The sequence below is a fragment of the Prochlorococcus sp. G4PB16 genome (assembly GCF_059772465.1).
Genome location: NZ_CM186289.1, coordinates 1585476 through 1607715, shown reverse-complemented (window position 1 = coordinate 1607715; position 22240 = coordinate 1585476). Strand labels below are relative to the sequence as shown.

Sequence of the window (22240 nt, the reverse complement as noted above, 5' to 3'; positions counted from 1 at the left end):
ATTATGGGAATAGAAATCGAAAGAAGATTCTTAGTTGAAAACGAAGATTGGAAATCTCAGGTTATACTGAGCGAAGATTTTAGTCAGTGCTATTTAAATTCGAGTGTAGATGAATGGGCCACTCGAGTAAGGATAATAGATAATACAAAAGCATACATAACATTAAAATCCTCTCTCAATGGATTGGTAAACTATGAGTTTGAATATTCAATTCCAACTATAGATGCTATTGAATTAATAAAATTATCAAAATATAAAATTACTAAAACTCGTTATCAGCTAAAAATCAATAAAAGAAATTGGGTAGTTGATATTTTTGATGGGTCAAATTTTTCTTTGAAAATTGCTGAAATTGAATTGAATTCTGAATCCGAAGAAATTCAAGTCCCAGAATGGTGTGGTCAAGAGATAACAGGGATCAAATCATTAAGTAATGCTTCTCTCGCAAAAACACCTATTTCTGAGTTGTCAGTAAAAGATCGGATGAAAGCACAAGATTCCTAAGCAAAAAGGCAACTCGTCCTTTAGATTGTCTTTATAATCAACGTTGGTAATTGCCAGCCACCTATGCATCCTTCGCAAGAGGTATAACTTGTATGGCCTTTATGACACAGAAGGTATCCTTCGCTTCACTTGTACTGACAAGGAAGCTTGTATCGCATATGCAAAGTTATTTGAGCTGTCATCAATTGAATTTTCTTTAATGTCCTTATCAGATAGTGATGAGGAAGCAAATAATTAGATTTTCTATGAATCTATTTCATCTGGCAATGAACAACAATTGAACCCATCCCGGCATATCTTTCCATGATCCATTGCCCAGTTCAATAAAGCCACTCTGTTTTTTGAACCTGTTTTTGTAAACATATTGCTTACATGATTGTCTACGGTCCTTTTGCTAATTGTCAGTTTTTCAGCAATCTCTTGATTAGTGAGGCCATCTGCAACTAATCCAATGATCTCCATTTCCCTAGCCGAGAGTCCCATATGGGACGAATTAGCGATCTCTCCTGTGAACATTCCCCTCACTCACAACTCATTAATTAATACTACTTAGATTAGGGCCATTAATCACCGATAGTAATTATCTAGTAAAAAATACATGTGAAAACTAAACTTCAAAATCGTCTTGAATCTGGCTTATCAGCTATTACTGCTGAAATCATGCCTCCTAGAGGCGGCAATACTGCTTTAACCCTCGCAAAAGCAATCAAATTAAAAGATCTTGTCCATGGTTTTAATGTTACAGATGGCAGCAGGGCAATCATGAGAATGAGCAGCCTAGCCTTATGCAAGCTTCTTTTAGAGGCAAATCTAGAACCAGTCCTTCAATTATCATGTAGGGATAGGAATCGAATCGCATTACAAGCTGAATTACTTGGAGCGCATGCTTTAGGAATAAAAAATATACTCTGTTTAACTGGCGATCCTGTAAGAGTAGGAGACCAATCTCAAGCCAAACCAGTTCAAGACTTCAACTCAATAGAACTTATCGAGCAAGTCACATCACTTAACAAAGGGAAAGATCCAATATCTGATTTTTTACCTGATGGCCCAACTGATTTGTTTGCTGGAGCCGCAGCCGATCCAAATTGCAGGGGATTTGATGGTTTAAGAAGAAGAATAAAACTCAAAAAAGAAGCGGGGGCTAATTTCCTCCAAACTCAAATGGTTATGGATCCCAAAGTACTTGAAAGATTTTGCCAGGAAATAACAGAGCCTATGAAATTTCCTGTTTTAGCTGGGGTTTTTCTACTCAAATCTGCCAAAAATGCTCAATTCATCAATCGGGTAGTACCAGGTGCATGCATACCCAAATCAATTATTTCAAGACTTGAGAGTTCATCAAACCCTATTGATGAAGGTATATCAATTGCTGCTGAGCAAGTAAAAAGTTTTCTAGGAATTGCACAAGGAGTTCACATAATGGCCGTTAAAGCAGAAGAAAAAATACCGATAATTTTAGATAGAGCAAATATTAATTAGAAGAGCTAATCAAATCAGTTCCTAATAATTCAGCCATTGCCTTTTGTTGGGGTGACGGTTCGCCTAAATCCTGTCTTCTAGCATCAGTTATTAGCCAATCTAAAGCGGCTTCCTGTAAATCAAAATGGTCACCTTCTTTACCAACACAATATCTACCAAAAACTAACTTCTCTACAAGTTGAACTCCTGGCCCAATTAGTGAGTAATCAAAAATTATTGAATTATCAATTGTTGCACCTTCACAAATACAACAACTTGGACCAATCATAGAAGGACCAACAATAGTTACCCCATCTTCAATCCTTGTCATTCCACCAACATATATAGGTCCTTTCACATCTATTTTATCCCAATTAGCTGCAACATTTAAACCAGTATAGATGCCTGGTCTTACTTGCTTTCCTGGTATTTCAACCTGTCTAACATCCCCTTTAAGAACATTCCTTATTGCTCTCCAATAATCTGGAACCTTACCAATGTCAACCCACTCAAAATCCATGGGCAAAGCATAAAAAGGTGCACCTTCCTCTACTAATTTTGGAAATAAATCTGAACCAATATCAAAGGGTTTTCCAGATGGAATATACTTAAAGATATCAGGCTCAAATAAATAAATTCCAGTATTAATAGTGTCGCCTAGTGCATTATCTATCGAAGGTTTTTCTTGAAAAGCCTTAACACGATCTTCTTCATCAGTTACAACAACGCCATAACTACTTACTTGATCCTTTGAAACACGTTTAGTTATCAAACTAGCTAGGGCTCCTTTTTCTTTATGTCGTTTTACAGCTTCAGATAAATCCAAATCAATTAATGCATCTCCACACAAGACAACAAAAGTATCATCAAAAAACTTTTGAAAATCTTGAATTTTCTTCAGCCCGCCAGCTGAACCAAGTGCGTCACCAATTAATTCTCCGTCTTCAATACGACCTTCAAAACTGTATGCAATTTCAACTCCAAATCTTTGTCCATCTCGAAAATAATTTTCTATTTCTTCTGCCAAGTGCGAAACATTGACCATAACCTCAGTAAAACCATGCTCCTTAAGAAGTTCCAACAGAAACTCCATTACAGGTTTCTGAAGGATAGGAATCATTGGCTTTGGAATCACATGCGTGATCGGCTGTACTCGGGTACCTTTTCCAGCCGCCAGGATCATCGCCTTCATAGGCGGTCTAACCTAAGCTACACAAGGCCAACATAGAATGCTGCCACCACAAAGAGCTAAGCAGCAGCCGGCGAGCCATCTGTCACGTCTAGAGAAGCAAGAGGAAGTTGAGCAACCATTCCTGGGTCCAAAAGCCTCTTTAGACTTATCGGTGAGAACAATGAACCCTTTTGATCAATCTCCACCTTGCCTTGAGAGCAAAGAAACAATAAAGCCCAAAAGACTCCTACTCTATCGGTATCCAAATCGTTTGAGGCAGAATTTCCTTGCCACCTCTCGACCAATAATTCAAAATCTACCCAATGCAAAGCCTGCTCCCAATTATTTATGAAAATCGCCAGAGCAGCAGTGGTTTCAGGTAATTTTTCTCTATGAGCTAAAGACGAAACTTGAGCAATCATCTCCCTGTTACTTAATTTTTTTTGTCGTACCTTTCTACGGTTTTGCAACTCATCATTTTTCAAAGATTCTGCAATTGTCTCAAGCTGATTTATTAATTCTCCAAGAGTCACTGGCCTTCTAAATGGTGGAGGTGCAACGGGTCTTCTAAAAAGATGTCTCTCTGGTCGAAGAGGTAATTTAAAACGGTCATCTAGCCAACCCTGTTCACCAAAATCAAAGTCTGAATCATCTTCAACTTCCTTATCAAAAGTGAACATTTCAGCCTCAAGCACCTCCGCCTTTAAACCAACTAAAACAGAAGCAGCTAAAAAGGCCTCACTACTCTGAGCAAGATCAACCTCATAACTTCCACCATTCTTACTGAAATGTTGTGAAATCTTTTTTGGTATTTCAATACGCTGTTTAAGTTGATCCAAAAAACCATCTACAACTGGAATAACATCCACATCCCAAGGATCAATATCTCCTCTTTGAGCAGCATCTTGCAATAAACGAATAGCAAGTCTGGCGCCAGAGTCTGCAGTTTGCATTAAAATATCAACTGGCAATTAGGAAAATGAGTCTAAAATCAAGTTATCTCTATATTGAAGGTAGTGCCAGGTGAAATAATTTTCAATCCAGAAGAGGAGCTTCAATAGTCCCAATTGATAAATTCGTATTGCCAATAATTGTTGCTTGATCACTTCTAATTCTCTCAACTGCTAACAAATCTCTTTGAACCAATCCATCAATTGATGAAATATAAGTATCAGTCATGATTTTTGGATACAACCCTATTCCAATAATAGGAACTAATAAACAAGCAATAATATAAATTTCTCTAGGTTCTGCATCTACCAACTTTGCTTTGGATATTAACTTCGCATTCTCCTTCCCGAAGAAAATTTCTCTGAGCATCGACAATAAATATATTGGTGTCAAAATGACTCCTATTGCTGCCAATGAAGCAACAACAACTCTAAATGGGAGTGTATAAACTTCATCAGTTACAAACCCAACAAAAACCATTAATTCTGAGATAAATCCACTCATTCCAGGTAAAGCAAGAGAAGCAAAAGCGCATGCAGTCCATAAAGCAAACATAATTCTCATGTTTTGACCAATCCCACCCATCTCATCTAATTGAAGAGTGTGAGTTCTGTCGTAAGTTGCACCAACAAGGAAAAACAAACTAGCTCCTATCAAACCGTGGCTAACCATTTGCAACATCGCACCACTAGTGCCTAAAGAACTAAAGCTTCCAATACCTATCAAAACAAAACCCATATGACTTATTGAGCTATAAGCGATTTTTCTTTTTAAATTTCTTTGAGCAAAAGAAGTTAAAGCTGCATAAATAATATTTACTACTCCAAGAACAATTAACAAGGGTGCAAATTGGGCATGAGCATCAGGCAGTAATTGTGCATTAAATCTAAGGAGAGCATATCCACCCATCTTTAACAAGATTCCTGCCAAAAGCATATGAACGGGAGCAGTGGCCTCTCCATGCGCATCTGGCAACCAAGTATGAAGAGGAACAATAGGAAGTTTGACACCAAAAGCTATTAGCAGTCCTGAATAACAAAGCAGTTGAAACCCCTTTCCAAAATTTTGCTGAGATAAATGGGTATAGCCAAAATCTGGTATTCCTCCACCTTGAAAGAAACCCATTGCAAGACCAGCAAGCAGAATAAATAACGAGCTGCCAGCTGTATAGATAATAAATTTCGTAGCTGCATATTGCCTTTTCTTCCCGCCCCAGATTGCAAGGAATAAATAAACCGGGAACAACTCCAATTCCCAAGCCAGAAAGAAAAGCAACATATCTTGAACAGCAAAAACAGCTATCTGTCCGCCATCCATTGCGAGAATTAAAAAGAAAAATAATTTTGGTTTATAACTAACTGGCCACGCTGCCAAAACCGCAAGAGAAGTTATAAAACTTGTAAGCAATATCAATGGCATTGACAAGCCATCTGCGCCAACAGACCAAGTCAATCCAAGATCAGGCAGCCAACTAACTTTTTCATATAATTGCAAGCCTTCTTGACTTGGATCAAAACCTTTGAAGTAAGCAGCGACAGTGATTAGAAAAGTAATTAAAGCAATTATCAAGGCATACCATCGAACTTCTTTTCCTTCTCCTTTATCTGGAATAAAAGGAACAATTAATGCACCAAAAATGGGAAACAATATTGATAAACTTAACCAAGGAAAATTGGCTTGAATTGGCTCAGGGATTAGCACTGTTCCTAGGTTGAAACTTGTATTGAGAGCGAATTCCAAGACTCGAAATTAATCACCACTTTTTGAGTTTAGAAATTATGAGATTATTGGCACCCTCAAGATAGGGGATGAAACACACACCTAAAAAAATTATGTAAATTATGCTCCTACAACGCCAAAAAGTGCGACCAGAGCAATCACTCCTCCAAAAACGATCAAAGCATAAAACTGAGCTCGTCCTGTCTCAAAATATTTGAGTCCTTCTCCACTCCCAAGAGTCAATAATCCAGTCAGATTTACTACTCCATCGACTACTTTTGCATCTACTTCTAATACTTCTCTTGCGAGCTTCCTACTACCTTTAACAAAGATTTTCTCATTTATGTCATCTAAGTACCATTTGTTCTGAAGAAATGAATTGATTTGTGGATACTTCTTGGATAGAAAAACACCAAGATCAACTCGTTTCAAATAATAAGTTAAAACCGCCAATAGTATCCCTGCAGATGAGATAGCAACAGAGGCAGTTGCAAGAGGAAGGAATTCTCCCCAACTAAACTTTTCTGCAGCTTCAATAGCCTCACTGGGCTCTAACAAGTTTGCAAAAATGCTGTTCCAAGGAACTCCTATAAATCCAATTAAGACTGAAGGAATCGCCAAAACTGCCAATGGAAATGTCATAGGCCATGCAGATTCATGTATCTTCCCAACTTCATGTTCTTCATGCTCTTCATCTTTTTCTTTACCTGCAAAAGCAAGTAAAGAAATCTGCATCTCTTGATTTTCGCCTCTGAAGTCCCCCTCAAAAGTAAGAAAATAAAGCCTAAACATATAAAAAGCAGTCATTCCTGCCGTTAAAAAACCAATAAACCAAAGTATTGGAAAAGTATTAAAGGCTTGACCAAGAATTTCATCCTTACTCCAAAAACCTGCGAGAGGAGGAATTCCACTGATGGCAATACAACCAATGAAAAAAGTTATTGCTGTAATAGGCATTTTTTTTCGTAGTCCTCCCATTAATCGCATATCTTGAGCAAGAATTGGTTCATGACCAACCACCTCTTCCATGGCATGAATAACTGAACCTGAGCCAAGGAATAACATGGCCTTAAAACAGGCATGAGTCACAAGATGGAACATTCCTGCAACTGGTGCGCCACATCCCATCGCAAGCATCATGTATCCAAGTTGAGAAACTGTGCTGTAAGCCAATCCTTTTTTTAAATCCATTTGCGTTAAAGCGATCGATGCACCTAGGAAGCAAGTTACTGTTCCAATAATTGCAATGAATAATCCAACAAAAGGGAACTGGCTAAACAGAGGATCAAGCCTTGCTACTAAAAAAACTCCCGCTGCAACCATTGTTGCTGCATGGATCAGGGCAGATATGGGAGTCGGACCTTCCATTGCATCAGGCAACCAAACATGTAAAGGAAATTGTGCAGACTTTGCCATTGGTCCCATGAAAACAAGAATGCAAAGAGTCAAACCTGCCCAAGTTGGAACTGTCCCAGAACTAACGGACTCTGATAAACCTTGAGCGATTCCATCAAAATCAAAACTACCTGTTGCCCAGAAAAGACCCAAAATACCAAGTAATAACCCAAAGTCTCCTACTCTGTTTACGATAAAAGCCTTTTGAGCTGCATGTGCGGCACCATCTCTGTCATACCAAAAGCCAACGAGTAAGTATGAACACATCCCAACCAATTCCCAAAAAACATATATCTCAAGCAAATTTGGACTGACAATTAGTCCAAGCATTGAACTGCTGAATAAGGCTAAATAAGTAAAAAAACGAACGTACCCTGGATCATGTGCCATGTAACCATGGGAATAGATCATTACTAAAAAAGCAATTGTAGTTACCAGAGCGAGCATCACTGCCGCTAAAGGATCAATCACATATCCCATGGGCAACTCAAAAGATCCTGCACTTGCCCATACAAACAGGTGTTCAACTGGAGGATTACCTGAGAGTTGCTCAGCCAAAACTGCATAGCTAATAAATACAGAAGCACCTACGGAGGTTAAAAGGGTTATTGCTACGGGTTTCCTTGAACGATTAAAAAGATCGTTAAAACTAATTAATCCCAAACCAATTAAAACTGCCCCACAAAGGGGAAGTAGTGGAATTAACCAAGCAAAATCTGCAGCCGAATGCATCCAGCTAAATCATATTGAAATAAGTTTAGGCAATTCTTGCTAGTAATTCAGTTAAATCAAAAGAGAGAAATCTCTGAGCTCCAACAGAAATAAATTTATGGGACCACCAGAAAAAAAACACCGCAATGAAAATCCCCATTTGAGAAGGCCTAAGAAATTCTTTTATTTGTAATTTTTGTCGTCCATCCAACACAGCCAAGAATGGAACGACCGATGTTCTTTTCTTCACTTCCTCAAATTCTTTTCCGAATTTGAGAGAAAGTCTTCTATCACCATGCCAAATAGCAAACAAATGATGTGCAATCAATCCCAAACAAGTAACAAGAGTAAAACTTGTGCCTATCCAAAGTAAATGTGCAAAACACCAAATAATTTGACCAATTGCTTGGGGATGGCGTGTGACTCTGATAATTCCTGAAGCATAAATTCTCACTTTAGGCTTAAGCACAGCAGGGATTTCTAAAAGGTTATAAGTCGCTGGATACAAAAAAAGAAAACTAATTGCACTCAAAACCCAAATAATTGGAATCAGCTCGCTAACCCCTTGAAAATTCCAAAATCTAACTCCATCGTAACGATGAGCAACAAAGTAACCAATTAAAACAACAGCCGAGGGAATACTTGCAAAAGCAAAAATCAATCTCCATGCTCTTGCGCCAATAATACTTTCAGCCTTCCCCCGTAAAGCCGCTCCTCCACTATGAATAACTGCAAAACAAAATAAAAGCAATATCATCACAAAACTGGAACTATGAGTTTCTGAAAATGCCATTAGTGCTATGAAAAGCCTCTTGAAAAATTATTAGATCCATACCGGATCAACAGTTGGAGTTGTTTTTTCCTACATTTTATTTTAATAACTGCCATGAAGGCCCGCCACCATGGCCGAGATACCATTCACTCTTGATCAATTAAGAATCCTCAAAGCAATTGTTGATGAGGGGAGCTTTAAAAAAGCTGCTGACAGTCTCTTTGTTACTCAACCAGCTGTGAGCTTACAGGTGCAAAATCTAGAAAAACAACTAGAAATTGCCATATTTGATAGAGGGGGTAGAAAAGCTCAATTAACTGAAGCTGGAAAGCTTCTACTCAATTATTGTGAAAAAATTTTAGGAGAGTGCCAAGAAACTTGCAAAGCAATTGAAGATTTAAATAACCTCAAAGGGGGATCAATCATTATTGGAGCCAGTCAAACGACTGGTACTTACCTGATGCCCAGGATGATTGGGATTTTCAGACAAAAGTATCCAGAAGTTTCAGTTCAACTTCAAATTCATAGCACTAGAAGAACAGGGTGGGGTATTGCTAATGGCCAGATAGATATTGCAATTATTGGGGGGCAACTTCCATTAGAATTAAACGAATCCTTACAAGTAGTTCCTTTTGCTACTGATGAGTTAGCTCTTGTTTTGCCTATTAATCATTCATTAGCAAAATCAAAAGAACTCACAAAAGAAGATTTATACAGTCTAAGGTTTATAACCTTGGATAATCAATCTACAACTAGAAAAGTCGTAGATCAACTATTATCTTCCTCAGGACTAGACGTACAGAGACTACATATAGAGATGGAATTAAATTCTCTTGAAGCCATCAAAAATGCAGTTCAATCTGATCTAGGTGCTGCTTTTCTTCCAGTAGTTTCAATTGAAAGAGAGCTTTCGGGAAAAAGCATACACAGAGCTATTGTTGCAGACCTAGAAGTCAAAAGAGAATTAAAAGTAATTACTAATCCTGGCAGATATTCATCAAGAGCTGCCGAAGCATTTACACAAGATATTTTACCTTTATTTGCAAGTTCATTTTCGCCACTGTTTAATCATCAAAGTTAGAATTGTATAGCTTCTTTATTTATACCAATAGCATCTTCTTCAGCACCTTTAATTATAAATTTATTCTCATTAACATCTGCTTGATAAACACAACGAACAATTGGCTGATCTCTAATTGAACCGATATAAGCAAATGTATTCATTCGCTGCTTACACTCTCTTACGTCTTCATTATTTATGGCTCCTTGCTTTTGTAAAACAGTCCAATTCTCTCTTCTAATAACACAACCTGGTTGAAGAGCAGGTTGTGTCACGAAGCTTGTAGATGGATTTAAGGTCGTATACATTTCAACATCGATAACAAAGGCGCTTGCACCGTACTGTCTACAAAAGTCAGGATCGGGAACTGCCATATCCAACTGTTGCTGACTTGCAATATTTCCCTGGCCACCTGAAGTTGTGCTTGTAATAAGGCTGCCTATACCAACACCAATTACCAACACTCCAGCCAGAATAGCAATTGAATTAGAATTGATTTTTATACCACCTCCTCCATCAGAGGGGCCTGACGATTTAAATCGACTTCCTCTTGGTTCATATTGATCTCTTACATTTGAATCGTTTCTGGAATTAAATCTGTTACCTCCTTGTCTTCTCGCCAGATCTGATCTTTTACGAGACGATGGTCGCCGATTATAAGGACCTTGATTCATAATAATTCTTGAGTTCGAGGTAACCCCATTGAATAATTCATCACCCTGCTATTTGGGTTATAACTAAGGTCTCCATCTTGCAGCAACTTTCGAATAAAATCTTCTAGCAAAGATCCTATTTTTCTTAAGCTGTAATCACTCAATTCGTTTTCAGCTTGAGAGTCCACTAATTCACGAAAATAATCTTGCACATTTTTAATAGATTGGTCGCTCCAAAGAAATTCATTATCGGGATCAATATCTAAAGTCAAATGTTCATTATCTAAAATCAAATCATTATTTTCCACAACTGCAGTAAATATTCTTACGTGTCTCGTTGTGCATTTAAGAATAGTATCGCTCATGAATTTAAAACAACAATTCAAAATATATACTGCAAATTTAACGGCCTTACCCCTTGTTGGGTGGTCTTAATCACTAAAGTTGTTAAATACTCTTTTATTTAAGTATGCGCGTAGCAATCGCTGGAGCCGGATTGGCAGGACTCTCATGTGCAAAATACTTAGCCGATGCAGGTCATACGCCATTTGTTTATGAGGCCAGAAACGTACTTGGTGGAAAAGTAGCTGCTTGGAAAGATGAGGATGGAGACTGGTATGAGACTGGATTACATATATTTTTTGGAGCATATCCAAACATGCTCCAGCTTTTTAAAGAACTAAATATTGAAGATCGTCTTCAATGGAAAAGTCATTCCATGATTTTCAACCAACCAGAAGAACCTGGCACATATAGCCGTTTCGATTTCCCTGATCTTCCTGCTCCAGTAAATGGAGTAGCAGCGATTTTAAGCAACAACGATATGCTTAGCTGGCCAGAAAAAATTTCTTTTGGACTAGGACTAATCCCAGCGATGTTGCGAGGTCAAAATTATGTAGAGGAGTGCGATAAATACTCTTGGACTGAGTGGCTAAAAAAGCAGAATATCCCTGAAAGAGTGAATGATGAAGTTTTTATCGCAATGAGTAAGGCACTGAATTTCATAGGTCCTGATGAAATATCCTCAACAGTATTGTTGACAGCATTAAATCGCTTCCTACAAGAAAAGAATGGATCAAAAATGGCATTTCTTGATGGCGCCCCACCAGAAAGACTTTGTCAACCAATTGTTGATCATATAAGAGCTTTAGGTGGAGACGTATTTTTAAATAGTCCGCTCAGGAAAATCAATTTAAAAGAAGATGGATGTGTTAATAATTTCTTGATAGGCAGTGCTAAAGCATCCAATGGAGAAGAAATTGAAGCGGATGCGTATGTCAGTGCAATGCCAGTAGATATTTTTAAAACAATTTTGCCTAACGAATGGGCCTCCAAAGATATTTTCAGAAAACTTGAAGGACTAAAAGGAGTTCCGGTTATTAACATTCATCTTTGGTTCGATCGAAAACTTACAAATATTGATCACCTATTATTCAGTAGATCTCCACTCTTAAGTGTTTATGCTGACATGAGTATTACCTGTAAAGAATATGAAGATCCAAATCGATCAATGCTCGAATTAGTTTTTGCTCCTGCAAAAGACTGGATCAGTCGTAAAGATGAAGAGATAATTGATGCGACAATGCAAGAATTAATAAAATTATTCCCCATGCATTTTTCAGGGGAAAATCAAGCTAAGTTACGCAAATACAAGGTCATTAAAACCCCTCAATCAGTATATAAAGCTGTGCCTGGATGCCAAGATTTAAGACCTGATCAAAAGACTCCCATAAGAAATTTTTTCCTAACCGGTGATTACACTATGCAGCGTTATTTAGCTTCAATGGAAGGTGCTGTCTTAAGTGGAAAGTTGTGCGCAGAAAAGATCCAAGACTCGACTGACATTAGTTCTTCCAAGTCTTAATGTATTAAAAACAATCTTTTCCAGTACTACAATTCAATAGAAAATTGGAAACTAAAAAACTTACAAACTATTAATTTTGGCTCAGTCTTCTTTGAATCTAGAGGATGCCTACGAGGCTTGTAGGAAGGAAACTGCTCTTTGGGCTAAAACCTTCTACCTTGGCACAATGTTGTTGCCCCCTGCCAAACGCAAAGCCATCTGGGCTATCTATGTTTGGTGCAGGAGAACTGATGAATTAATGGATAGCAATGAAGCTCAAAAAAAGTCTAGAAATGAATTATCAGATCGACTGAATAAATGGGAAGACAAAACTAAAAAAGTGTTTGCTGGGAATATTGAGGATGATCTTGATGCAGTCTTAGCTGATACTCTTCAAAAATTTCCGCAATCCATTCAGCCTTACATCGATATGATAGATGGACAGAGAATGGATCTAGATAAAACGAGATACAAAACCTTTGAAGAACTTGAGCTCTACTGTTACAGAGTTGCTGGAACAGTTGGGTTAATGACCCAAGGTGTAATTGGAATTGATGCTGCCTATACATCTAATCCAAGTAAACCATCGCCTAACACCTCAAAAGCTGCTATTGCGCTAGGAATTGCGAATCAATTAACCAATATCCTGAGAGATGTTGGAGAAGATAGAGGAAGAGGAAGAATATATTTACCACTAGAGGATCTAGATAAATTTAATTATTCAGAAGAAGATTTATTGAATGGAAAAATCAATGAAAACTGGAAAGCACTGATGTCTTTTCAATTAGCCAGAGCCAGAGATTGGTTTCTTACCTCTGAGGAAGGCATCAAATGGCTCTCAATAGATGCAAGATGGCCTATTTGGACTTCGCTGAAGCTTTATAGCGGAATACTAAATTCAATTGAAAAATTAGATTATGATGTTTTTAATAATCGTGCTTATGTAAAGGGATGGGTGAAAGCAATAAACCTACCCATCTCTTATTTTATGACTATTAACGATGAAAAATACAAACTAAAAACACTATTTAATTGAACATCTACTTAATTGAATATCAATACTTATACAGGCGTTTTTTGATTCGCTAAAAGATCCTTAAGTTTTGACAGTTCGCCAGCCCATCTTGGATCTGGAGCTTCTTTAATTGGTGCATCGCTATGTACAACTTTCTTAACATCTTTACGATTAGAGCCTTTATTTCCATTGTTAGAACTTGCTCCTCTTTTTGAGTTACCAGAATTCGAATCCTTTCGCTCAGAACGCTCTACCCTTAATTTATTCCCACTAAATTCATGGCCATTTAATTTTTCAATTAGTTCATTTGCAACATTCTCATTTTTTATATTTGCAAAACCAAATCCCCTACAAGCCTTGGTATCTCTATCGAAAACCGCTTTAAATTTGATGCCGTCTCCAATAGAAGAGAGAAGGGACTCAAGTTCTTTAACATTGACATTCTGCGGCAAATTGCCGATGTAAAGGCGAACACTCATTTAGAAAAAAGGGGATAAGAAGACGACGGCATACGGCCGAGATAAATTTGATTTGTGTGTAGTTAATCACAAAAAGGGTGAATTCTCTAGGGTCCATTTACGAGCGACCTCCAAAGCCTCTTGATTTGTGCAAAATCGTCCATAAGCTTTTTCCTTTGAGAGATGCCACATTAGTTCTCCTAAAAAGGGGCCAGGGGGGATTCTCAAGACTTTTTGAAGTGAATATCCATTTATCGGAGAAGAAGGGTGAAAGAGGGGATCAGAGGGGTCTTTCCAGCGATTCAGCCAAACATTCGAATATTTTTCTTTCAAAAAAAGAATTAAAGATGGCAAATCCTCTTCCAAATCTATGTGAAGCTGGAACCTTTCATCCTCTGAAAGATTATCTAACCCTATTTTGGTAATTTTATGGACCCAAAACCTGAGGTACTTGCATCTTTTGATTTCATTTTTACTAAACTTCAAACAAGACAAACCTTCATCACTGAGCAACAATATTAATTTTGCTAAAAAGCCTCCTAGCAAAGGTTTCTCTGATAAAATTTCTCTTCTTTTTAGATCATTGCTAGAGATCTTTTCTTCTTGCCAATTTTTCAATAATTGAAGTTCTAAATAAGTTTCCCAAGCTGAAAAACTCCATTTGGATTTAACTATTTTAAAAATCTCCGCTTTTATCCTTTCAGGCGCAACATTACTTAATTTATCTACATTATATTTTAGAAAATTCTTAGTTTTTTTCTCTATATTAAAATTCAATTCACACATTAATCGAAAACCTCTGAGAATTCTCAATGGGTCTTGAATTAAATTCTTCTCACTTACCGCAACAATTTTCTTGCTTTTCAAATCATCCATTCCTCCAGTTGGATCATAAATCTCCGGTTTTTCTTCAAACCTTAAAGCAATTGCGTTAATTCTAAAATCACGTCTTAATAAATCATCTCTGAGATTCTCTCCAACCTGTCGAGCAAAATCTAGTGTCCATCCGTTAACAACTAATCGAGCAATATCTCTCTTTTCATCAAGCTTTACAAAAGTAGCATTAATCTTTTTAGATAAATTTTCGCTGAACTTAATAGCATTTGTTTGTATAACAAAATCTAAATCAGGTTTTTGACTCAATTTGTTCAACAATCCATCTCTAACAGAACCACCAACTAGAGCACTTCCAGGAGGTAAATCAGCTATGGATATTGGCCAATCTTTTAGATTTAAATCTCTAAAAAGATCATTTAATAGTAATGTGTCCTTACTAATCAAAATTAAACCTAGGTTCTAATTTTATAGTTATGTGCATCTGTGTTGATTGTGCCTGGGTAGATAGATGCAAGACCTACTACACAGTCGAAGAAAATCATGGAGTCAAACACCTGACTAAAAATCCGGATTTTCAAGGAAATAATCCAAAAATACATATCAACATTTTAGACATGCCTGAGAGCGAGATAGGAATAGAATGGGATGTAAGAGGATGCGATAGTTTTCGTCTGGATCAAGGAAAATGGAGCAGGCTGCGTCCTGGAGAAGAAATTCCAAAGTAAAAAATCGTAAAACCATTGCAAAAAATCTATAAATCAAATTCAAAGTATTTATTAGCCTTACACAGTTGCTCAGAATCCTTTGGCATTGCGCTTAAGGACACTGAAAATCCAGAAGCAATTTTAAAAAGCGAAGTATTTCATATCGGTCGCTCATTATCCAACAAATTATTTAGTTGTATAGAAAAAATTCTTCCTAGCAAATTTTGGAAGCAAATCATTCGCATTGCAGTAGTAAAAGGTCCTGGAAGTTTCACTAGTACAAGATTAACAATCTCAATGGCTAGAACAATTGCACAACAAATTGATTGTCCATTAGATTCTATAAGTTCCTTTCATTTGATGGCTCCAAGACTTCATAAAGAACTTGATCAAAATCAAATCTTTAATCCATTTTGGATAAAAGATATTTTACCAAGGAGAGGAGTTGTTGCAGGTAAGTATAAACTAATAAAAATCCACAAGAAGTCAAATTTTAATGAATTTAGTGAACTTATTTCTCCACATTTAATAAGGAATGAAAAAGAAATTAATCCTTCAATAAATACTTCTATTAATATAGAAAAAGATATTATTTCACTAGTGAATTTTTCTCAACATTGTCACAATTTAAAAGTAATTTCTCATTGGAAAAAGACATTACCCATCTATCCAACTTCACCAATCGATAAATAAAAATAGATAAGTTCCAACATTTTCTTATCGTATAGATATAACCTAATCTAAATATTCTTTATTAGACCTTTATCCAACATTGAATTTATAGATATTTGAATTTCTTTAGTTGTGGATGTTAAATCTTCTCTTTTCTTTGTTTTAGGGGGTTGAATTAATTCACCAACTCTTAAATGAATAGAGACAAATCGAGGCAGCAGAGATCCTTTTGGGAAAGCTCGGTGACTATTAACTATTGCCACAGGAAGAAGAGGTGAACCTGTCCTCGCAGCCAGAAGAGCAGCTCCTGCTTTAGGCTCATTAACTCTCCCATTTTCCTGTCTGGTTCCGTCCAAAAACACACCTGTAGCCCAACCTTCACTTAATCTATTAGATGCATTTCTTATGGCATCTCTATCTCCAGCTCCTCTCTTAACTGAATAGGCACCACAAGCAGAAATTATGAATGACAATATGGGCACCTGAAAAAGTTCAGATTTTGCCATGAAAGCTACCGGTCTCCCCAGTGCATGACCCAAAATCGGTGGATCAAGATGGGAGCCATGATTAGAAACAATGACAACTCCACCTGTCTTGGGTAAATTCGAAATTCCTTTTGTTTGACCTCTAAAGAAAAAGCGAAAAATCGGGAAAACGAATAAATAACTTACACAACTATAAACAAAACTTTGTTGCGGCATATTCTTTTGGATTTTTTCAACTCCCGTAATAACTCTAATTTTTTCCAAAATCAATAACCCAGATCACTTGTATTTGATATTTGACTGGCCAAGACCCCTTTCATTGATCGTTTGGCAAGACCGCTAAGCACATTTCCTGGCCCAATCTCAACCATTGTGGTAATACCTTCTTTTTGCATTACATCCATGGTCTCTCTCCACCTGACTCCAGTGGTCATTTGTCTTTTTAGGCGATATTTCAATAATTCTCCACTTAAAGTTGGAGTTGGATCAACATTGCTAAGAACTGGGACTTGAGCATCTTGAAAAGTTACACGATCAAGTACTTCAGCAAAACTTTTAGATGCTTCAGTCATAAAGATGGAATGAAAAGCACCTGAAACTTGCAAAGGTATAGCTCTTTTGCATTTTAAATTATCAGCCACTTTCCTCACAGCTTCTTGTGAACCTGATAAGACAACCTGAGATTCACTATTGTCATTAGCTATTGAAGCACCATCAGTTTCTCTAATCAAATCATCTAATTCATTTCGATCAAAGCCCAAAACAGCAATCATGGCTCCTCCTCCTGCCGATGCCATCAATTCAGATCTTTTTTTTAATAGCAATATCGCTGTCTTCGCATCTAATACTTCTGCTGAATAAAGACCAACTATTTCTCCGAGACTGTGGCCTGCAATTATTTTGGCCTCCCTTTTTTGTCTTTTTAAATCATCAACCAAGAGCGACTCAACAACAAAAAGTGCAGGTTGGGTGTTTCTAGTATCGTTTAAATCATATATTTCTTCGTTTGGAACCCCCTCACCACAACAAATTTTCCAAAGATCTCTTCCTAAAATTTCTGAGGCTAATTCAAATCTATCTCTTGAACCAGGCAAATCTAATAACGAATTTGCCATACCTAATTTTTGAGAGCCTTGTCCAGGAAAGACCCAGGCAATAGTCATAATTTTCTGAATTAATTAGTAAACAGCTTAATAGGCACCATGCCAATAAAACAAAGCGGCTCCCCAACTCAAGCCAGCACCAAATCCACTACAGGCAATTAAATCGCCTGATTGAATCCTCTGATCTCTAACTGCTTCATCAAGCATCAATGGGATTGTTGCTGCTGAGGTGTTTCCATAATGTTTCAAATTTGAAAGAACTTTTTCTGATGGTATGGAAAATCTCGAAGCTACAGCATCAAGAATTCTTTGATTAGCTTGATGTAATAGAAGCCAATCTATTGTCTCTGACTTGATTTGATATTTTTCTAAGAGTTCTCCAAGAATGATTGGAACTTCTTTAACTGCAAACTTATAAACCTCCTTTCCCTCCATTTTTATTGGCAAATACTCCCCTTTTTGATGGGTAGCTCCTTGAACTAAATCTAAAAAATTATTTGATTGAGAAAGATTTAAACAACCTCCTTTACTTCCATCAGACTGCAAATCATATCCAATCAAACCCCTTTCATTTTCTGACATCTCAAGAGCTACTGCTCCTGCTCCATCTCCAAACAAAACACAGGTTTTTCTATCATCCCAATCCACCCATTTTGACAATTGGTCTGCTCCAATCACAACAGCTCTTTTCATCGAACCAGAAGCTAAATATTGTGATGCAGTTACCAAAGCAAATAAAAAACCACTACAAGCAGCAGTCAAATCAAAAGCGACTGCATTGGAAGCTCCTAAATTTGATTGAATTTTAGGCGCGGAGCCAAATAAATCTTCAGGCGTTGATGTTGCAAGAATTATTAAATCAATGGTTTTTACATCCCAATTAGCCATTTTGACAGCATTAAGTGCCGCTTCACTAGCCAAGTCAATCAGAGACTCATTTTTCCCAATAACCCTTCTTTCACAAATACCAGTTCTACTTTGAATCCATTCATCATTAGTATCCACCCTCTGACCAAGTTGATCATTATTGATTACCTTTTGAGGTATTGCGCTTCCGCACCCCACAAAAGATATTCCTGAGTCCCATTGAGAATTTCTAATCAAATCTAAAAAAAGCCCTCATTTCATAAGTCAATCACATGGTAGGACAGTTCCAATCAGACCTTTAAAACATCTGATTTATTTAAATCTGCTAAATCATCCATTACTCCATGGCTTGCAGCAGAATGAACAACTCTTAACGCACTCAAAACAGATAAAGCTTTACTGCCGCCATGACCAATAACACAAATTCCATTAATTCCTAGAAGTAAAGCTCCGCCATGTTCAGCATGATCAAGACGTTTCTTTATTCGTTTTAAATTATTTCTTAAAAAAGCAGAACCCACTTTGCCTCTTCTTCCTCTTGGCAACTCAGCTCTCAAAACTCCCAAAAGAACACTTCCAACCGACTCGAGAAATTTCAGCAAAACGTTTCCTGTAAATCCATCACAAACCACAACATCAAAATCACCTGATAAAACATCTCGTCCTTCACAATTTCCAGAAAAGCAAAAACGTTTTTCTTCATTTAAAAGTTTGTAAGTTGCTAGAGAAAGATCATTACCTTTGCAAGATTCTTCGCCAATATTCAATAATCCTATTCTTGGCTTTTCTACCTGCAAAACATCTCGACTATAAATATTTCCAAGAAGAGCAAATTGATGCAAATAGGTTGGCTTGCAATCCATATTTGCTCCAACATCTAAAACCAATACTGGTTGACCAGGATCTTTAGTTGGGAATAATGCCCCAATTGCTGGACGATCAATTCCTTTTAAACGTCCTAACTTAAAAATCGCTGAAGCCATCATTGCTCCAGAGTTTCCAGCTGAATAGACACCCATAGCTTTGCCTTCTTTAACCAATTTCATTGCAATATTTATGCTCGCATCCTTTTTTTTGCGCACTGCAGTGGCTTCTTCATCCATACCAACGGAAAGACCGCTTGGAATTAATTCGAAATTTCCATCATCTATAGCTTTATCTAAAGATTCTTCTAAGCCATATTCGATAGCTACTTTTTCTACTTTCTCAATTTCACCAACAAATTTAATTTTCAGTGGAAGTAATGACAAAGATTTCAAACACCCATCAAGAATTGCTCCGGGTGCAAAATCTCCTCCCATTCCATCCACAGCGACCCAAATCCTTTCGGAATCTTGAATTCCACTTTGCTCGCCTGCGCTTACTCCACCTTGCAGTCTCCTAAGAGGATCAAAAACAAATGGTTCTAATGTACTCCTGGCAATTGATCCAGCACTAGTAACAACAGAGCCAGCATTAGAAACAACTGTTCCAGCAACATTGCTTGCAGCTGTCGCTGAGCTTGTTGCAGTGTCAACAAGACTTGTAACAGCTGAGTTTCGGCGATACCAAATAACCAATCGTCTAATTGCCTTAGAACGATTGGTTTTATTATTTAGGTTATTTTTTTCCACTTATTTATGATCCTTCAGGAATCATAGAATCAACAATTCTTTGAAAAAGATAACCTGTTCCTCTTGCAGTAAGAATTAATTCTGGATTTGCAGGATCATCCTCAAGTTTTGATCTAAGTCTAGAAATATGGACGTCAACTACTCTTGTATCAACATGTCTTTCTGGTGTATACCCCCAAACTTCTTTGAGAATCTCCCCTCGACTAAATGGTTCTCCTGAACGACTGACCAATAGTTCCAAAAGACTAAATTCCATTCCTGTCAATCTAATGCGTTCATCATTTCTATAAACCTGACGCTTATTTGTATCAATCTTTAAATTCATAACCGCAATTACACCTGAATTAGGTAGTCCAGCTATTTGTTCTTTTTCTACTCTTCTTAAGACACATCTAATCCTAGCTTCCAATTCTTTTGGGCTAAATGGTTTAACAACATAATCATCAGCACCAAGTTCTAGGCCAGTAATTCTATCTGCAACATCTCCCAATGCTGTAAGCATGACTATGGGAACATCTGATTCCTTTCTTAGTTCCTGACAAACTCCATACCCATCCAATTTAGGCATCATGACATCAAGGACTACCAAATCAGGCTCACAATTCCTGAAAAGATCCAATGCCTCATTTCCATCACAAGCAGTAACTACCTGATAGCCAATCATGGATAGGCGAGTTTCTAGGATCCTCCTAATACTTGCCTCATCATCAGCTACGAGGATGGTTTCCTTTGAGGGACTTGTGGCCGTCATTTGTTCCTTAGCTTTGGCGGCTGCAACAAGATCTTAAGTGAAGGTTCACCAACATTTAAAGATCACTATCTTTATTCAACTACAGCCAACTTCCTTTTTACAACTAAGTGTCTCGTTCTGTCTCTATTTATGTCTGTCAAAGTTGCGGTGCTCAAACCAGGCAATTCTTTGGCCGCTGCAACAATTGTGGAGAATGGAACTCAATTATAGAAGAAAAAATTAATCAAAAAACGGATAAATCTATTTACACAAAGATTAATTCTCCTAATGAGAAATCTCCCTATCGTTCAGAACTAATAAGTCAGACAAAAAACCAAATTATTGATCGTATTCCAAGTGGATATGAAGAATTAGACAGGGTACTTGGAGGTGGTTTAGTACCTGGATCACTTGTATTAATTGGTGGAGACCCAGGGATTGGGAAAAGCACTCTCATTTTGCAAAGTGCTACTGCAATGGCTCATCAAAGATCAGTACTTTACGTAGCTGCTGAAGAATCTGCGCAACAAGTAAAAATAAGATGGAATCGTATTGAAGATTCTGAATCCAATCTTCATTTACTTGCAGAAACAGATCTAGAGCTAATTATAAAAGAGCTTAATTATTTGAAGCCTGACGTCGCAGTAATTGATAGCATTCAAGCCTTGCATGATCAAAATTTATCCAGTTCGCCTGGCTCAGTTGCTCAAGTTAGAGAATGTTCTGCAGCTTTACAGCAAATTGCTAAACGGGAAAACATTACTCTTTTAATCATCGGGCACGTTACGAAGGATGGAATGTTAGCAGGACCAAAAGTTCTTGAGCATCTTGTGGATGCAGTACTTACTTTTGAGGGCGATCGCTTTGCTGCGCACAGACTTCTTAGAGGTGTGAAAAATCGATTTGGTGCCACTTGTGAACTTGGAGTCTTTGAAATGCAAGCAGATGGATTATCAGAGGTCTCTAATCCAAGCGAATTATTTTTAAGCAAAACCTCAGCACCTGGCATTTCAACAATCGTTACTTGTGAAGGGACAAGACCATTAGCGATAGATATACAAGCACTTTTAAACCCCACTAGTTATGCAAGTCCAAGAAGGACCACTACTGGTATTGAGATCAACAGGCTTCATCAAATCTTGGCAGTTTTAGAAAAAAACATGAATCTCTCCCTCTCAAGATTTGACTGTTATCTAGCTGTAGCTGGAGGATTAGAGGTAGAAGAACCTGCGGCTGATTTAGGAATTGCAGCTGCTATCGTGTCAAGCTTTAAAAATATTGAACTTGAAGAAGGCGTGGTTTTTATTGGGGAAATAGGCCTGGCTGGTCAATTAAGATTAGTAAGACAAATGCAACAAAGAATTAATGAAGTGATCAGACTTGGATATAAAACATTAATTATCCCAGATGGATTAGATACAAGTGAGTTTGAAAAAAATAAAAAATTAAAAATATTAAAAGCTTCTAATATTAATGAAGCTTTAATCTATGCTTTAAGTAATAGTTAATCCACGTT

General features: G+C 37.3%; 23 protein-coding genes. 8 read left to right on the top strand and 15 right to left on the bottom strand.

Annotation, left to right across the window (positions count from 1 at the left end; all coding sequences use genetic code 11):
* Positions 1-3: 3 nt before the first annotated feature.
* Entirely contained in the window at positions 4-504 is a 501-nt protein-coding gene (locus tag AC6EIZ_RS09090; RefSeq protein WP_498510641.1) for a CYTH domain-containing protein, read from the top strand.
* Positions 505-747: 243 nt separating this feature from the next.
* Here AC6EIZ_RS09090 and pedR read toward each other — a convergent pair whose 3' ends face one another.
* Positions 748-1020, bottom strand: a complete 273-nt coding sequence (gene pedR, locus AC6EIZ_RS09085) for a photosynthetic electron transport-dependent transcriptional regulator PedR (RefSeq protein WP_498510639.1) — start codon at positions 1018-1020, stop codon at positions 748-750.
* Between the two features lie 84 nt (positions 1021-1104).
* On the opposite strand from pedR, the gene AC6EIZ_RS09080 reads away from it, so the two are divergent.
* The gene (locus AC6EIZ_RS09080; RefSeq protein WP_498510637.1) at positions 1105-1986 is read left to right on the top strand and encodes a methylenetetrahydrofolate reductase; all 882 of its coding nucleotides are present in this window, start codon (positions 1105-1107) and stop codon (positions 1984-1986) included.
* Here the strand turns inward: AC6EIZ_RS09080 and AC6EIZ_RS09075 are convergent.
* From AC6EIZ_RS09075 to AC6EIZ_RS09055, 5 genes are all read right to left on the bottom strand, one after another.
* On the bottom strand, positions 1979-3157 hold the full coding sequence (locus tag AC6EIZ_RS09075; RefSeq protein WP_498510635.1) for a sugar phosphate nucleotidyltransferase: 1179 nt from the start codon (positions 3155-3157) through the stop codon (positions 1979-1981). The genes AC6EIZ_RS09080 and AC6EIZ_RS09075 overlap by 8 nt on opposite strands.
* A 56-nt stretch (positions 3158-3213) precedes the next feature.
* The gene (locus tag AC6EIZ_RS09070; protein ID WP_498510633.1) at positions 3214-4107 is read right to left on the bottom strand and encodes a segregation/condensation protein A; all 894 of its coding nucleotides are present in this window, start codon (positions 4105-4107) and stop codon (positions 3214-3216) included.
* A gap of 64 nt (positions 4108-4171) precedes the next feature.
* Complete coding sequence (locus AC6EIZ_RS09065) at positions 4172-5788, bottom strand: NAD(P)H-quinone oxidoreductase subunit 4 (RefSeq protein ID WP_498513247.1); 1617 nt, start codon at positions 5786-5788, stop codon at positions 4172-4174.
* A 138-nt stretch (positions 5789-5926) separates the two neighbouring features.
* Positions 5927-7933, bottom strand: a complete 2007-nt coding sequence (locus AC6EIZ_RS09060) for an NAD(P)H-quinone oxidoreductase subunit 5 (RefSeq protein ID WP_498510632.1) — start codon at positions 7931-7933, stop codon at positions 5927-5929.
* A gap of 25 nt (positions 7934-7958) precedes the next feature.
* Positions 7959-8705 (bottom strand): NnrU family protein, encoded by a 747-nt coding sequence (locus tag AC6EIZ_RS09055; protein WP_498510631.1) that lies wholly within the window; start codon positions 8703-8705, stop codon positions 7959-7961.
* Positions 8706-8814: 109 nt separating this feature from the next.
* Between AC6EIZ_RS09055 and AC6EIZ_RS09050 the strand changes: the two genes are divergently transcribed.
* Positions 8815-9765: a LysR family transcriptional regulator gene (locus tag AC6EIZ_RS09050; protein ID WP_498510629.1), complete on the top strand. Its 951-nt coding sequence runs from the start codon at positions 8815-8817 to the stop codon at positions 9763-9765.
* Here the strand turns inward: AC6EIZ_RS09050 and AC6EIZ_RS09045 are convergent.
* A complete protein-coding gene (locus AC6EIZ_RS09045) occupies positions 9762-10418 on the bottom strand; it encodes a DUF3172 domain-containing protein (protein WP_498510627.1) in 657 nt (218 codons plus the stop codon). The two genes, AC6EIZ_RS09050 and AC6EIZ_RS09045, sit on opposite strands and share 4 nt — an antisense overlap.
* Positions 10415-10762: an NAD(P)H-quinone oxidoreductase subunit M gene (locus tag AC6EIZ_RS09040; RefSeq protein ID WP_498510625.1), complete on the bottom strand. Its 348-nt coding sequence runs from the start codon at positions 10760-10762 to the stop codon at positions 10415-10417. The genes AC6EIZ_RS09045 and AC6EIZ_RS09040 overlap by 4 nt, the downstream gene beginning before the upstream one ends.
* Positions 10763-10866: 104 nt before the next feature.
* Between AC6EIZ_RS09040 and pds the strand changes: the two genes are divergently transcribed.
* Complete coding sequence (gene pds / locus AC6EIZ_RS09035) at positions 10867-12261, top strand: 15-cis-phytoene desaturase (protein WP_498510623.1); 1395 nt, start codon at positions 10867-10869, stop codon at positions 12259-12261.
* Between the two features lie 76 nt (positions 12262-12337).
* Complete coding sequence (locus AC6EIZ_RS09030; RefSeq protein WP_498510621.1) at positions 12338-13276, top strand: phytoene synthase; 939 nt, start codon at positions 12338-12340, stop codon at positions 13274-13276.
* A 26-nt stretch (positions 13277-13302) separates the two neighbouring features.
* Here the strand turns inward: AC6EIZ_RS09030 and AC6EIZ_RS09025 are convergent, their stop codons facing one another.
* Together AC6EIZ_RS09025 and AC6EIZ_RS09020 are read right to left on the bottom strand one after the other, a co-directional pair.
* Positions 13303-13734: an RNA recognition motif domain-containing protein gene (locus AC6EIZ_RS09025; RefSeq protein ID WP_498510619.1), complete on the bottom strand. Its 432-nt coding sequence runs from the start codon at positions 13732-13734 to the stop codon at positions 13303-13305.
* 66 nt (positions 13735-13800) lie between these two features.
* Entirely contained in the window at positions 13801-14994 is a 1194-nt protein-coding gene (locus tag AC6EIZ_RS09020; protein WP_498510618.1) for a tRNA nucleotidyltransferase/poly(A) polymerase-related protein, read from the bottom strand.
* A gap of 29 nt (positions 14995-15023) precedes the next feature.
* On the opposite strand from AC6EIZ_RS09020, the gene AC6EIZ_RS09015 reads away from it, so the two are divergent.
* Together AC6EIZ_RS09015 and tsaB are read left to right on the top strand one after the other, a co-directional pair.
* Positions 15024-15275 carry a Ycf34 family protein gene (locus AC6EIZ_RS09015; protein WP_498510616.1) on the top strand — a complete coding sequence of 84 codons (252 nt, stop codon included), beginning with the start codon at positions 15024-15026 and terminating at the stop codon, positions 15273-15275.
* Positions 15276-15290: 15 nt separating this feature from the next.
* Entirely contained in the window at positions 15291-15947 is a 657-nt protein-coding gene (gene tsaB / locus AC6EIZ_RS09010) for a tRNA (adenosine(37)-N6)-threonylcarbamoyltransferase complex dimerization subunit type 1 TsaB (protein ID WP_498510614.1), read from the top strand.
* 47 nt (positions 15948-15994) lie between these two features.
* Here the strand turns inward: tsaB and AC6EIZ_RS09005 are convergent, their stop codons facing one another.
* From AC6EIZ_RS09005 to rpaB, 5 genes are read right to left on the bottom strand one after another with little or no spacing between them, the layout of a single operon-like run.
* Positions 15995-16627, bottom strand: a complete 633-nt coding sequence (locus AC6EIZ_RS09005) for a lysophospholipid acyltransferase family protein (protein ID WP_498513246.1) — start codon at positions 16625-16627, stop codon at positions 15995-15997.
* A gap of 50 nt (positions 16628-16677) precedes the next feature.
* Positions 16678-17574 carry an ACP S-malonyltransferase gene (gene fabD / locus AC6EIZ_RS09000; protein ID WP_498510612.1) on the bottom strand — a complete coding sequence of 299 codons (897 nt, stop codon included), beginning with the start codon at positions 17572-17574 and terminating at the stop codon, positions 16678-16680.
* A gap of 27 nt (positions 17575-17601) precedes the next feature.
* Positions 17602-18618 carry a beta-ketoacyl-ACP synthase III gene (locus tag AC6EIZ_RS08995; protein ID WP_498510610.1) on the bottom strand — a complete coding sequence of 339 codons (1017 nt, stop codon included), beginning with the start codon at positions 18616-18618 and terminating at the stop codon, positions 17602-17604.
* Between the two features lie 53 nt (positions 18619-18671).
* Positions 18672-19994: a phosphate acyltransferase PlsX gene (gene plsX / locus AC6EIZ_RS08990; RefSeq protein WP_498510608.1), complete on the bottom strand. Its 1323-nt coding sequence runs from the start codon at positions 19992-19994 to the stop codon at positions 18672-18674.
* Between the two features lie 4 nt (positions 19995-19998).
* Positions 19999-20745: a response regulator transcription factor RpaB gene (rpaB, locus tag AC6EIZ_RS08985; protein WP_011294133.1), complete on the bottom strand. Its 747-nt coding sequence runs from the start codon at positions 20743-20745 to the stop codon at positions 19999-20001.
* 107 nt (positions 20746-20852) lie between these two features.
* On the opposite strand from rpaB, the gene radA reads away from it, so the two are divergent.
* On the top strand, positions 20853-22232 hold the full coding sequence (radA, locus tag AC6EIZ_RS08980; RefSeq protein WP_498510606.1) for a DNA repair protein RadA: 1380 nt from the start codon (positions 20853-20855) through the stop codon (positions 22230-22232).
* Positions 22233-22240: the final 8 nt, after the last annotated feature.